The following is a 12,309-nucleotide window of genomic DNA, read 5'->3' on the forward strand; positions in this document are numbered from 1 at the left end:
CCTTACACGGGCGCCGGCACGGCGCCGCCGGCCGGCTGGCGCACGCCCAGCGCGGCCGCGCCCGCGGCGCGGTCGGCGCGCGCCGGCATGGCTTCCAGGGTTTCGGGTTCGGCCAGCGAGCGGTACAGGCTGGCGTACAGGCCGATGGCCGAGCGCCAGCTGAAGTCGGCGCTCATGGCGTTGCGCTGCATGGTGCGCCAGAGCATGGCGTGCTCGCGCAGGGCCATAGCGCGCGCGATCGCCTCGGCCATGGCCGCCGGGCTGTCGCCGTCGAACAGCAGGCCGTTGGCCGAGGCCATCGCCGACAGCGGCGCGCGCGGCCCCGGATCTTCGATGGTGTCGGCCATGCCGCCCACGCGCGAGCCGATGGGCAGCGCGCCGTAGCGCATGGCGTACAGCGGCGTCAGGCCGAAGGGCTCGAAACGGCTCGCGTGCAGCAGGATGTCGGCGCCGGCATGCAGGCGGTGCGCGGCCGCCTCGTCATAACCGATATGGGCCGCGCAGCGTCCGGGATAACGCTGGGCCAGCGCCTGCAGCGCCTGTTCCAGACGGTGGTCGCCCTGGCCCAGGATCGTGACCTGCAGGCCGGGATGGCGTTCCAGCGCCTCGGGCAGGGCGGCCGCGGCCACGTCGGCCATCTTCTGTTCGGTCAGGCGGCTGCCCATGGCCATCAGCGTGGTGCCGGCGTCCACGTCCAGGCCGAACTCATGCTGCAGCGCGGCCTTGCAGCGCGCCTTGTTGGACAGGTCGCGCGCCGAATAGCGCAGCGCGCCCAGGTGCGGGTCGCGGGCGGGGTTCCACAGGATGTTGTCGATGCCGTTCGGAATGGGCAGCAGGTCGTCGGCGCGGCGGCGCAGCAGTTCGTCAAGCCCGCAGCCGAAGGCCGGGGTCATGATTTCGCGCGCATAGTTGTGGCTGACCGTGGTCACGCGGTCGGCATAGCGGATGCCGGCCTTCAGGAAATTCAGCTGTCCCCAGGCGCCTATGCTTTCGCCGTTGCGGTAGCGTTCGGGAATGCCCAGTTCGGCCGCGCACTCCATCGGGAAGCGGCCCTGGAACGCCAGGTTGTGGATGGTCATGATGCTGCGGGTCGCGTGCAGGCCCTGCGCATGCAACAGCAATGGCACCAGGCCGGCGTGCCAATCGTGCGCATGCACCAGATTGGGGCGCGCGACGCCGGGCAGGCCGCCGGCCACGCGCGCGGCGGCATGGGCCAGCGCCGCGTAGCGCAGCGCGCTGTCGGCGTATTCGACGCCCTGTTCGTCCAGGTAGATGCCGGCGCGGTCGTACAGCCCGTCGTTCTCCAGCAGCAGGAAATCCAGGCCCGACTGCGGGCAGCGGCCGGCCAGCAGGCGCGCATCGCCGCCCGGCAGGTTGTGCAGCGGCGCCACCACGCGGACGCGCTCCAGGCGGGCGCGCACGCCGCGGTAGGCGGGCAGCAGCACCATGAGCGGCGTGCCTGCCTGGGCCAGCGCGCGGGCCATGCCCGTGATGGCGTCCCCGAGGCCGCCCGTTTTGGCCAGGGGAAATGCCTCGCCGGCCACGATCAGGGTTCTAGTCTTCGCCATGCCTGCTCCCGGTGTATCGGGCCGCGCCGGATAAAAAAGTGCGACGCAGCCGCGGAAAACCCTGACAGCCGCAAGCGCCGTGCCCAAACCGCCGCCGCATTGTTTTCTTTTGTATCCGAGCGCCCCGCAGCAGGAATGGGGCTTGCTGCCGCTGGCGTCGTGTCCACGGACCGCGACCATGACAGGAGCTGGGTATGAAAACTGTGTCGGACTTCGTCCTCGAAAGGCTGTCCCAATGGGGCGTCAGAAGGGTGTTCGGGTATCCCGGCGACGGGATAAACGGCCTGATCGGCGCCTTCGGCCGCACGCAGGAACCGCTGGAGTTCGTCCAGGTCCGGCATGAGGAAAGCGCCGCTTTCATGGCCTGCGCGCATGCCAAGTTCACGGGACAGGTGGGCATGTGCATGGCGACCTCGGGGCCAGGCGCGATCCATCTGCTCAACGGCCTGTACGACGCCAAGCTGGATCACCAGCCCGTGGTGGCGCTGGTGGGGCAGCAGGCCCGCAGCGCGCTGGGCGGCGACAACCAGCAGGAAGTCGATCTGGTCAGCCTGTTCAAGGACGTGGCGCACGACTACGTGCAGATGGCCGCCACCGCCGGGCAGGCGCGCCACGTGATCGACCGCGCCATGCGCATCGCGATGGAGCGGCGCGCGGTGACCTGCGTCATTTTTCCAAACGACGTGCAGGATTTGCCGGCAGTGGAGAGCCCGCCGCGCGAACATGGCGCCGTGTACACCGGCATCGGCGTGACTTCGCATGCCGCGGTGCCGAACGAGGCGGCCTTGCGCAATGCGGCCGAGATCCTCAACCGCGGCGAGCGCGTCGCCATGCTGGTGGGCGCGGGCGCGCTGGACGCGGGCGCCGAGGTCCGCCAGGCCGCCGAGCTGCTGGGCGCGGGCGTGGCCAAGGCCTTGCTGGGCAAGGCCGCGGTGCCCGACGACCTGCCTTACGTGACGGGCAGCATCGGCCTGCTGGGCACCCAGCCGAGCTGGGACATGATGAACGAGTGCGACACGCTGCTGATGGTGGGCACCTCGTTTCCCTACGCCGAGTTCCTGCCCGAGGAAGGGCAGGCGCGCGCGGTGCAGATCGACCGCGACGGCCGCAAGCTGAGCCTGCGCTATCCGGTCGAGCTGGGCCTGGTGGGCGACAGCCGGCTGACCCTGCAGGCCCTGATGCCGATGCTGGAACGCAAGACGGCGCGCCGCTGGCGCGAACGCATCGAGAAGCAGGTGGCGCGCTGGCGCGACACGGTGCGCGAGCGCGCCATGGTCGAGGCTCGTCCGCTCAATCCGCAGCGCCCCTTCCTGGAACTGTCGCAGCGCCTGCCCGAGCAGTGCATCGTCACCTGCGACTCGGGCTCGGCGGCGAACTGGTACGCGCGCGACCTGGACCTGCGCGAGGGCATGATGGGCTCGCTGTCGGGCGGGCTGGCCACCATGGGCTGCGGCGTGCCTTACGCGGTGGCGGCCAAGCTGGCCTATCCCGAGCGTCCCGTGGTGGCGCTGGTGGGCGACGGCGCCATGCAGATGCTGGGCATCAACGAACTGATCACCATCTCGCACCGCTGGAAGGACTGGGCCGATCCGCGCCTGATCGTCATGGTGCTGAACAACGGCGACCTGAACCTGGTGACCTGGGAGCAGCGCGTGATGGGCGGCGACCCGCGTTTCGCGGACTCGCAATGGCTGCCGGCGTTTTCCTACGCGGACTACGGCCGGCTGCTGGGCCTGGAAGGCATACGGGTCGAGAACCCGCAGGACGTGGGCCCCGCCTGGGACCGCGCGCTGGCCGCCGCCCGGCCCGTGGTGCTGGAGATGGTGACCGATCCCGAGATGCCGCCCTTGCCGCCGCACATACCGGCCAAGCAGGTCGCCGCCTACGTGCGCGCGCTGCGCAAGGAAGACGCGGCCGCTGGCGGCGCGGCGCTGCGCGCCACGATCAAGCAGTGGTGGGCGGGCTGACGCCGCGCCCGCCGGCTCCGCATATTGCGTTTGCGCACAGTTCAGGAGGCCATCATGGCAGAACCCAAATCGCCCGGTTCCCCCGACAACGCCGAAGGCGGCAAGTCCCCGCCGGACCAGAGCCCGGCCGAGCAGCCGACGCCCGATCCGGGCGGCCGCAAGACCGACAAGAACGGACGCTGGCCGCCGGACAGCCTGCCCAATCCCATGCCGGGCCTGGACCCGCAGCAGACGCCGGGCATAGACCGGCTGGCGGGCACGCCGCTTGCGGAATGCGTGCGCATCCGCGCCGCACAGGGCGGGCGGCGGAGTTTTTCAAGGAGACCCTATGAGCAAGCATGAAGGATTGCGCGGCATATTCCATCCGGCCGACAGTTCGGCGCGCACGGTGCGCGACCTCATCTCCGGAACGGAGGCGCTGTTGCGCAGCACGGCCAGCTACGGCGGGTCCGAAATCGAAGCGGCCCGCGACCGCCTCAAGCAGCAGCTGGAGGCCGCGCGCGAACAGGCCAGCGGCTGGGAGCGCCTCGCCTGGGACCGGGCCCGCCACGCCTCGCACGCGGCCGACGAGTACGTGCACGAGAACGCGTGGAAAAGCATCGCGGCGGCGGCGCTGGTCGGCGTGCTGGCCGGCGTCTGCATGATGTCCGACCACCGCCGCCGTTGAGCGGGCCTCATCCATTTAACCCATTGATGATCGGCGAGGTATCCAGGAGGATGCACAGGTTGTGCCGGGTGCGGGGCCGCGCGCGAGCGAGGCCCCACGGCCCGGTTCCTTTCCTTGTTTCGGGAACGCACGATGAGCACGAACGCAGTCGCGCCGAGCGGCCGGTCACCGTGGGGCAACGCCCTGGCGGTGCTGGTGCTGTTTGCGGCGGTGGCTGCGGTGCTGGCGTTCGCGGCGCTGCGCATCGCGCAGCAGCGCATCGCCAACCTGCTGGGGCCGCGCAGCGAAGTGGCCGACGTGGAGGTGGGATACCGCCAGGTGGTGTTGACCGACGTGATCGTGCGCGGCGCGGCCGGCCAGGCCGACGTGCGGGCGCGCCGCGTGGTGCTGGAGCCGGACTGGCCGGCGCTGCTGCGCCATGAAACCGTGTTCACGCGCGTGTCGGTCGAAGGCTTCGACTTCGCGGTGCTGCGCCAGCCGGACGGCAGCCTGCACATCGCGCCGGCCCTGCAGGCGGCGCTGCGCACCGGCGATGCCGGCGACGGCCGCGGGCGGGACCGCCAGCCGATACGGGTGGCCGATCTGCAGTTGCAGGACGGCCGCCTGACTTTCGAAGACGCCGCGATATCGCGCCCGCCGCACCGCATCGCCTTCACCGGCGTGCAGGCGCGGCTGCGCCCGCTGGTCATGCCCGACGACGGCGCGCGCAGCGAAATGGAGTTCAACGGACGGATCGACCAGCAGGGCGGGGCCAACGCCACGGTCAGCGCGCAAGGCTGGCTGGTGGTGGGCGGCACGGACGCCGACATCAAGGTCAGCGTGCGCAACATGGGCGTGCGCCACGCCGCGCCTTACCTGGCCGACAACGGCGCCGGCTCGCTGGCCGCCGGCGCGATGGACCTGGACATGAACACCGTGATCGAACGCCGCCAGTTGCGGGCCGCGGGCACGGTGGCGCTGCGCGGCCTGAGGTTCAGCGGCGAGGGTTCGCTGTTTTCGCTGCCGCGCAAGGCGGTGCTGGCCGCGCTCAAGGACGAGGCCGGCGCGGTGCGCTTCGAGTTCGCGCTGTCGGGCGACCTGGACAGCCCCAGGTTCTCGGTCACGCGCGGCTTCGCCGCCCAGGTGGCGCAAGGCTTCGGGCATGCGATAGGGGTGGGCGCGGAGGGCGCCGCCGAAGGCGTGGCGGGCGCGGTCAAGAGCCTGGGCAACGCCTTGTCGGACCTGCTCGATCCTACTCCCTAGGCCGCCGGCGTGGAGGCGTGCGGCCCGTGTCGCAGCCGCCATTCGGCCAGCCCGAAGGCCAGCAGGGCCAGGCACAGCGGCGCGAAGGCGTAGAGCGCGCGGTACACCAGCGCCGCGCCCAGCACCTCGGGCGCGGGAATCCCCGGCGCCAGCGCCGCGACGAAGATGGCTTCGGTGGTGCCCAGCCCGCCCGGCACCCGGATGAGCACGGCCGCGAAGCTGGTGCACATCAGCACGCCCAGCACCGCCGGATAGCCGACCTTGCCTTGCAGCAGCACGTACATGATGGCGCCCATGATGGCCCACGAGCTTGCCGCCACCAGGCTTTGCGCGACCGCCATGCCCAAGTGCGGCAAACTGGCATGCTGGCCCATCCAGGTCCAGCTGCGGCGGCGCGCCAGCGCGCAGAAGCCCACGTAGGCGGCGGCCAGCGCCAGCAGCGCCGCGCCCGGCAGGCGCAGCACGTCCGGACGCAGGCCCCAGCCCTGCGGCAACGGCACCGCGCCCGCCACGAACAGCGCGCCGGCCAGCCAGCCGAAGCCGATCCAGTTGGTCGCGGCCGAGAACAGCGCCACGCGGGTGGCGACCGACTTGCGGCATCCCAGGCGCGCATACAGGCGCAGCCGCGCGCCCAGCCCGCCCAGCAGGACCCCGAGATTGAGATTCAGCGCATAGCTGGTCATCGCCACGCCCAGCACCTTGGGCCAGGGCAGGGTGTGGCGGGTGTAGCGCTTGGCCAGCAGATCCATGGCGCCGTAGGCCAGGTAGCCGGCGGCCACCAGCGCACAGGCCAGCATGATCGTGCGCCCCGGAATCGCGCGCATCGAGACCCAGACCTGGGGCCAGTCCACGGCGCGGCCGAAGTGGATGAGCAGGGCGGCCACGACCGCCAGCACCAGCGCCGGCAGAATCCGCTTCAGGCGCGGCCAGCGATGGCGCAGCGCCCGCGTCAGGGTGGAGCGGAAGACTCTCATGCCGTCTCTCTTTCCGTGGGCAGGGGCAGGGACTGCAGCCTGGGCTTGTGCGCTGGCAGGCTGCCGGCCCAGGCCGGAAAGCGCCGCAGGAAGTGGAACACCACCACGCCTATCCACAGCCGCCGCAGGCGCCGCCTGGAGCCCACCGACATTTCGATCTGGCGGCAGTCCTGCTCGATCAGCCGCTCCAGGCTGCGGCGCAGCTCGGCGTTGAGCGCGCGGTCGCGCGCCATCACGTTGGCCTCCAGGTTGAGCGCCAGGCTCAGCGGGTCCAGGTTGCTGGACCCCACGGTCGCCCAGTCGCCGTCCACGCAGGCCACTTTGCCGTGCAGCGGCCGCTTGCAGTATTCGTAGATCTCCACGCCGGCGTCGATCAGGTAGTCGTACAGCATGGAGGCAGCCAGCCGCGCGACCAGCACGTCGGGCTCGCCCTGCAGCAGCAACCTGACCCGCACGCCGCGCCGCGCCGCGTCGGCCAGGTCGTGCAGCAGCTGGTAGCCGGGAAAGAAATAGGCGTTGGCGATCAGCACGTCGTGGCGCGCCGCCCGCACGCCGGCGCGGTAATGGCGCTCGATGTCGTTGCGGTGATCGACGTTGTCGCGCACCACCAGGCGGCCACCGCCGTCGCCGGCCGGCATCTGCTCCAGGATGGCGGCCCGCCGGCCGCGCCGCCGCGGCCGCTCGCCGCCCAGCTGCGCGCGCGCATAGTCGGCGATATCCGCGGCCAGCGGCCCCTCGACGCGCAAGGCGTAGTCCTGCTTGGCCTGCGGGCCGAAGTCGGGCAGGTGGTCGGCCGAGAAATTGATGCCGCCCACGAAGGCGCAGCGGCGGTCGACGGCCACGATCTTGCGGTGCATGCGCCGGAATACGTTGGTGCGCACGCCCAGCAGCCGCGGGCGCGGGTCGAAGATGTGGACGCGGATGCCGCTGTCGGTCATGCCGCCCAGGAATTCCTCGCTCAGTTCGTCCGAACCGTAGCCGTCGATGGTCAGGTCCACGCTCACGCCGCGGCGCGCCGCGTCGATCAGGGCCTGGCGGATCTCCCGGCCCACGGTGTCGTCGAACAGGATGAAGGTCTCGACCAGCACTTCGCTGCGGGCCTGCGCGATGGCGTCGAGCACCGCGGGGAAATAGCCGGTGCCGTTTTCCAGCAGCGTGTAGCGGTTGTTCCCGCGCCAGCTCAGGTTCATAGGGCGATCTCCGCGCTGATCGGCACGTGGTCGGACAGGCGCGACCAGACGCGCGACGCCATGGGCAGCGGCCGCCAGTCGCGCACGCCGCGCACGTAGATGCGGTCCAGCCGCAGCAGCGGCCAGCGCGCCGGAAAGGTGCGCGCCGGCCGGCCCAGCCGCGAGCTGTAGACTTCGCTGGTGCCGCAGTCGCGCATCGGGCCGTCGGCGCGCAGCCGCCAGTCGTTGAAATCGCCGGCGATCAGCAGGGGTTCGGCGGCCGGCACGCCGTCGGCCGCCAGTTCGCACAATTGCGCCAGCTGGCGGCCCCGGTGGCGCTCCAGCAGCCCCAGGTGCACGCAGACCGCGTGCACCGGCGTCGGCGTCCCGGGCACGCGCAGCACGCAGTGCAGCATGCCGCGGCGTTCGTGGCCGCTGACGCTGACGTCGTGGTTTTCATAGCGTTCGATGGGGTAGCGCGACAGCACCGCATTGCCGTGGTGGCCCGCCGGATAGACCGCGTTGCGACCGTAGGCGTAGTCGGTCCACAGCGTGTCGGCCAGGAACTCGTACTGCGACAGCGCGGGCCAGGAGCGGTGGCGCTCGGCATGGCCCTGGTGTTCGCCCAGCACCTCCTGCAGGAACACGATGTCCGGGCCCGCCGCCCGCAGCGCGTCGCGCAGTTCGTGCAGCATGAAACGGCGGTTGAAACTGGTGAAACCCTTGTGCGTGTTGACGGTCAGCACCGTCAGCGTGGTGGCGTCGATATAGTGCGAGGCGGGCATGCGGGCTCCGGAATGGGCGATCCGCGCCTGCCGAGCAAGCCGCGTGCCCGGAAGGTAAGCGGGCGTAACCCCGCGTCGCCGCCTTTACACCGTCCTGGCCGCCCAGAACGCGGTGCGCACGGCCGGCGAGGCCGCGATGCTGGCGACCACCCGGTCCAGGTCCAGTTCGTCGACCGAGGCTTCGCTGAGCGCGGCCTCGATCTCGACCTCGTCTTCGCCGAACTGGTCGATCTTCAGCTCGGACAGCGGCAGCTGCTCGGCCTCGAGCACGTCTTCCAGCACCATCATGGCGGCCTGGCGCTGCGCCGTGGTGGCGATCAGGTGTATGACGGTAGTCACTTCCGTGGTCTGCGCATCGACCGGCTGGCGGTTGACGTAGCTGACCACAGGGCGCAGCAGGGTGTTGGCGGCCAGCACGAACACGGTGGCGGCCACCGCCTCCAGCATCAGCGAGGCCCCGGCGCACGCCCCGATCGCCGCCGAGCCCCACAGCGTGGCCGCGGTGTTCAGGCCGCGGATGCTGCCGCCCTCGCGCATGATGGCGCCGGCGCCCAGGAAGCCCACGCCCGACACCACGTAGGAAATCACGCGCGCGCCGCCGTCGTCGCCGCCCACCAGGAAGGCCATGTCCACGAAGATCGCCGCGCCCACCGCGACCAGCACGTTGGTGCGCAGCCCGGCCGTGCGCTGGCGGAACTGGCGCTCGAAACCGACCACCGCGCCCAGCACGAAAGCGGTGAGCAGGCTGACCAGGGTATTGGCCAGGGTGAGCAGCTGGATGTTGTCGAAATTCTTCATGGTGTCCTCGGTACGGCGGCGCGCCATGATCGGGCATGCATGCGGTTTGTTTGATGACACCGGGCGATGGGCCAGATTCAGGTAATATTCAGGTTCCAGTAAGAAAGAGAGCAAGGTGGACGGCAGGCAGTCCCGGCCGTCCGCCATTTATGAACGAAGAGCCTCCCTCTAGGCCGGCGCCGCGCCGGCGCCCGACCCCTTCCTCCGGCCGCATGCCGCGGCCGTTCCACGATATCCGTCTGGCCCGATCCGGGGCCGCCACGCCGCGCCTGGGCTGCCGCGCGCCGCCGCGCGCGCGTCCGTTGCGCCATTCCCCTGACGATTCCGGGAGCGCGCTGGCGCGCTCCATCACGCTATACGTGGAACTTCGATGATTTTCGATTGGATGACCGACCCCACCGCCTGGCTGGGCCTGGCGACCCTGGTCGTGCTTGAAATTGTGCTGGGCATCGACAACCTGGTGTTCATCGCCATCCTGGCCGACAAGCTGCCGCCGGCGCAGCGCAACCGCGCCCGCCTGATCGGCCTGACGCTGGCGATGGTGATGCGCCTGGGCCTGCTGGCCAGCATCGCCTGGGTGGTGACGCTGACCGAGCCGCTGTTCACGCTGCTGGGCGCGGAGATTTCCGGGCGCGACCTGATATTGATCCTGGGCGGCCTGTTCCTGCTCTTCAAGGGCACGATGGAACTGCACGAGCGCGTCGAAGGCGGCGCCGCCCACGACGCCGGCCAGCGGCCGCAGCACGCCGTGTTCTGGCAGGTGATCCTGCAGATCGTGGTGCTGGACGCGGTGTTCTCGCTGGACTCGGTGATCACCGCGGTGGGCATGGTGCAGGACCTGAGCATCATGATGATCGCCGTGATCGTGGCGATGGCGGTGATGATGCTGGCCAGCCGTCCGCTGATGGCCTTCGTGGCGCGCCACCCGACGGTGGTGATCCTGTGCCTGGGCCTGTTGCTGATGATCGGCTTCAGCCTGGTGGCCGAAGGGCTGGGCTTTCACGTGCCCAAGGGTTATCTGTACGCCGCCATCGGCTTCTCGATCCTGATCGAGCTGTGCAACCAGCTGGCGCGGCGCAACCGCGCCCGCGGCGCGCATGCGCTGGGCCGGCGCCAGCGCACGGCGCAGGCCGTGCTGCGGCTGCTGCGCGCCAGCCCCGCCGGCCAGGCCGGCGCGCAGGTAGACGAGGTGGTTGCGCTGGTCGACGGCGCGGGCGAGGAGCCGGCCTTCGCGCCCGAGGAGAGCACCATGATCGAACGGGTGCTGTCCATCGGCGCGCGCGACGTGCGTTCCATCATGGTGCCGCGCGGCGACATCACCTGGCTGGACGTGGCCGACACGCCCGAGGACGTGGTCCGCAAGTTCGGCGGCGGCCATTCGCGCCTGCCGCTGTGCGCGGGCGACCCGGCCAACGTGCTGGGCGTGCTGCACTTCAAGGACGTGCTGCCCAGGCTGCAGACCCCCGGCCCGATCGACCTGGTCGAGCTGGCGCGCGAACCGCGCTACGTACTGGAGACCATGCCGGTGCTCAAGGTGCTGGACGAGCTGCGCGCCAGCCGCGATCACATGCTGATCGTGGTGGACGAGCACGGCGTCTGCGAGGGGCTGGTCACGCCCATGGACGTGCTGACCGCGGTGGCGGGCGATCTGCCCGAGCACCAGGCCGACCTGTCGGAGTCGCTGCGCCTGTCCGACGGCTCCTGGCTGCTGGACGGCCGGCTGGCGGTGGGCGAGGCCGCGCGCCTGCTGGAGGCGCCGGCGCTGGCCGACGATTACCCCGACGCCACGCTGGCGGGCTGCCTGCTGCGCGCCGCCGGCCGCATTCCCGAGCCGGGCGACACGATCGCCTGGCGCGACTGGCGCTTCGAGGTGACGCGGCGCGACGGCCTGCGCATCGACCAGGTGCGGGCCAGCCGCGGCGATGTGGGCGCCGGCCACGATTGAAATCCGCGCGTCCGGGTAGTTGGAAAAACTGTCGCTGTTGTGCGATTATCTGACCCTGTATTGAGGATTTGACTGGTCTTATCCGCAGCCCGGGCAGCGCGTCCGCTCCAGGCTCAGTTAGTGTCTTTGCTTTTGGTTATCGCTACAGGTGGTACATCGCATGGGCAACACGAGGTCTGGATTCAAGGGCACGGCCGCGCTCTGCGCGGCGCTGGCCGCGCTGGCGACCCCGGGCGCCGCGCACGCCACGGAAGGCGCGCTGGGACGGCAGATCACCGGCACCAATGTCCAGCCCAACGCCGGCATCGTCTCGCCGCAACCCATCTGGGCGGTCAATCTTTCACAGATCTACCTTGACGGCAGCATCGGCGGCAGCCGCGAGGTGCCGGTCGCGGGCCGGACCTCGCTGGGCCTGGACGCCGAAGTCTCGTTCACGCTGGCGACCCTGCTCAAGACCTGGGACACCGGGCCGGGACGCTGGAACTTCGCTTCCAGCATCACCGTGCCCTACGTGTGGAACAAGGTGACCTCCACCCTGGCCGGCGCGGGCGGGCGCAGCGTCAGCCAGGACGACACCGCGTCGAACCTGTTCGACCTGTATTTCTCGCCCATCATCGCCGGCTACCACTTCTCCGAGACCTCGCACCTGGCGCTCAGCCTGAACGTGTGGGCGCCCACCGGCAAGTACAACGCCAACGACATGGCCAACCCCAGCCTGAACAACTGGACCTTCATCCCGCAGGTGGCCTACACGGGGATCTTTCCGGAGTCCGGCTTCCAGATCGACACGGTCGCCGGCTTCCAGTTCTATACGCGCAACAGCGCCACCGATTACCGCAACGCGCCGCTGTTCAGCATGGACGTGATGGGCCGCAAGGTCTTCAGCAACGGCTTCAGCGCCGGCCTGATCCTGGGCACCATCCAGCAGCTGGGCAGCGACAAGGGCCCCACGGCCGACCGGCTCAACGGGTTCAAGGGCAGGGACTGGGCGCTGGGCCCCATCGTGACCTACGACAGAAAGCTGGCTGACCAGCGTTCGCTGTCGCTGTCGCTGCGATGGGTGCCCACGATCAGCAGCACCAACCGCCTGGACAGCACCAGCACGGTCATGGCGACCGCCACGCTGGTGTTCTGAGGCGTAGCGGGCGGGGCGGTTTCCCGCCTGGCGGCACGGCCGGCCGCTGAACTGGCCTG

The 12,309-nt window shown here is 70.4% G+C and carries 11 protein-coding genes; 6 read left to right on the top strand and 5 right to left on the bottom strand.

Annotation, left to right across the window (positions count from 1 at the left end):
* Positions 1 to 2: 2 nt before the first annotated feature.
* Positions 3 to 1,568, bottom strand: a complete 1,566-nt coding sequence (gene glgA, locus AC1M14_RS13410) for a glycogen synthase GlgA (RefSeq protein ID WP_479729787.1) — start codon at positions 1,566 to 1,568, stop codon at positions 3 to 5.
* A gap of 194 nt (positions 1,569 to 1,762) precedes the next feature.
* On the opposite strand from glgA, the gene AC1M14_RS13415 reads away from it, so the two are divergent.
* The 4 genes from AC1M14_RS13415 to AC1M14_RS13430 all read left to right on the top strand — a co-directional run bounded on the left by AC1M14_RS13415 (position 1,763) and on the right by AC1M14_RS13430 (position 5,444).
* Positions 1,763 to 3,535: a thiamine pyrophosphate-requiring protein gene (locus AC1M14_RS13415; RefSeq protein WP_479729788.1), complete on the top strand. Its 1,773-nt coding sequence runs from the start codon at positions 1,763 to 1,765 to the stop codon at positions 3,533 to 3,535.
* 54 nt (positions 3,536 to 3,589) lie between these two features.
* Positions 3,590 to 3,877 carry a hypothetical protein gene (locus tag AC1M14_RS13420; RefSeq protein ID WP_479729789.1) on the top strand — a complete coding sequence of 96 codons (288 nt, stop codon included), beginning with the start codon at positions 3,590 to 3,592 and terminating at the stop codon, positions 3,875 to 3,877.
* The gene (locus tag AC1M14_RS13425) at positions 3,864 to 4,202 is read left to right on the top strand and encodes a DUF883 family protein (RefSeq protein ID WP_209165391.1); all 339 of its coding nucleotides are present in this window, start codon (positions 3,864 to 3,866) and stop codon (positions 4,200 to 4,202) included. The genes AC1M14_RS13420 and AC1M14_RS13425 overlap by 14 nt, the downstream gene beginning before the upstream one ends.
* Positions 4,203 to 4,334: 132 nt before the next feature.
* Positions 4,335 to 5,444: a DUF748 domain-containing protein gene (locus tag AC1M14_RS13430; RefSeq protein WP_479729790.1), complete on the top strand. Its 1,110-nt coding sequence runs from the start codon at positions 4,335 to 4,337 to the stop codon at positions 5,442 to 5,444.
* Here AC1M14_RS13430 and AC1M14_RS13435 read toward each other — a convergent pair.
* The 4 genes from AC1M14_RS13435 to AC1M14_RS13450 form a co-directional block, all read right to left on the bottom strand.
* The gene (locus AC1M14_RS13435; RefSeq protein WP_111825129.1) at positions 5,441 to 6,418 is read right to left on the bottom strand and encodes a lysylphosphatidylglycerol synthase domain-containing protein; all 978 of its coding nucleotides are present in this window, start codon (positions 6,416 to 6,418) and stop codon (positions 5,441 to 5,443) included. The two genes, AC1M14_RS13430 and AC1M14_RS13435, sit on opposite strands and share 4 nt — an antisense overlap.
* Positions 6,415 to 7,608: a cardiolipin synthase ClsB gene (clsB, locus tag AC1M14_RS13440; protein WP_111825130.1), complete on the bottom strand. Its 1,194-nt coding sequence runs from the start codon at positions 7,606 to 7,608 to the stop codon at positions 6,415 to 6,417. The genes AC1M14_RS13435 and clsB overlap by 4 nt, the downstream gene beginning before the upstream one ends.
* Positions 7,605 to 8,372 (bottom strand): endonuclease/exonuclease/phosphatase family protein, encoded by a 768-nt coding sequence (locus AC1M14_RS13445; RefSeq protein ID WP_111825132.1) that lies wholly within the window; start codon positions 8,370 to 8,372, stop codon positions 7,605 to 7,607. The genes clsB and AC1M14_RS13445 overlap by 4 nt, the downstream gene beginning before the upstream one ends.
* Positions 8,373 to 8,456: 84 nt before the next feature.
* Positions 8,457 to 9,170, bottom strand: coding sequence for an MgtC/SapB family protein (locus tag AC1M14_RS13450; protein WP_111825546.1), 714 nt, complete (start codon positions 9,168 to 9,170; stop codon positions 8,457 to 8,459).
* Between the two features lie 370 nt (positions 9,171 to 9,540).
* On the opposite strand from AC1M14_RS13450, the gene AC1M14_RS13455 reads away from it, so the two are divergent.
* Entirely contained in the window at positions 9,541 to 11,115 is a 1,575-nt protein-coding gene (locus AC1M14_RS13455) for a TerC family protein (RefSeq protein WP_209165389.1), read from the top strand.
* Positions 11,116 to 11,275: 160 nt separating this feature from the next.
* A complete protein-coding gene (locus AC1M14_RS13460) occupies positions 11,276 to 12,250 on the top strand; it encodes a transporter (protein ID WP_209165388.1) in 975 nt (324 codons plus the stop codon).
* Positions 12,251 to 12,309: the final 59 nt, after the last annotated feature.

Source organism: Achromobacter sp. SX5, from assembly GCF_056711425.1.

What these genes read in the sequence shown, in the direction of transcription:
- glgA (WP_479729787.1), bottom strand. Translation starts at nt 1,568, where the DNA reads ATGGCGAAGACTAGAACCCTGATCGTGGCCGGCGAGGCATTTCCCCTG.
- AC1M14_RS13415 (WP_479729788.1), top strand. Translation starts at nt 1,763, where the DNA reads ATGAAAACTGTGTCGGACTTCGTCCTCGAAAGGCTGTCCCAATGGGGC.
- AC1M14_RS13420 (WP_479729789.1), top strand. Translation starts at nt 3,590, where the DNA reads ATGGCAGAACCCAAATCGCCCGGTTCCCCCGACAACGCCGAAGGCGGC.
- AC1M14_RS13425 (WP_209165391.1), top strand. Translation starts at nt 3,864, where the DNA reads ATGAGCAAGCATGAAGGATTGCGCGGCATATTCCATCCGGCCGACAGT.
- AC1M14_RS13430 (WP_479729790.1), top strand. Translation starts at nt 4,335, where the DNA reads ATGAGCACGAACGCAGTCGCGCCGAGCGGCCGGTCACCGTGGGGCAAC.
- AC1M14_RS13435 (WP_111825129.1), bottom strand. Translation starts at nt 6,418, where the DNA reads ATGAGAGTCTTCCGCTCCACCCTGACGCGGGCGCTGCGCCATCGCTGG.
- clsB (WP_111825130.1), bottom strand. Translation starts at nt 7,608, where the DNA reads ATGAACCTGAGCTGGCGCGGGAACAACCGCTACACGCTGCTGGAAAAC.
- AC1M14_RS13445 (WP_111825132.1), bottom strand. Translation starts at nt 8,372, where the DNA reads ATGCCCGCCTCGCACTATATCGACGCCACCACGCTGACGGTGCTGACC.
- AC1M14_RS13450 (WP_111825546.1), bottom strand. Translation starts at nt 9,170, where the DNA reads ATGAAGAATTTCGACAACATCCAGCTGCTCACCCTGGCCAATACCCTG.
- AC1M14_RS13455 (WP_209165389.1), top strand. Translation starts at nt 9,541, where the DNA reads ATGATTTTCGATTGGATGACCGACCCCACCGCCTGGCTGGGCCTGGCG.
- AC1M14_RS13460 (WP_209165388.1), top strand. Translation starts at nt 11,276, where the DNA reads ATGGGCAACACGAGGTCTGGATTCAAGGGCACGGCCGCGCTCTGCGCG.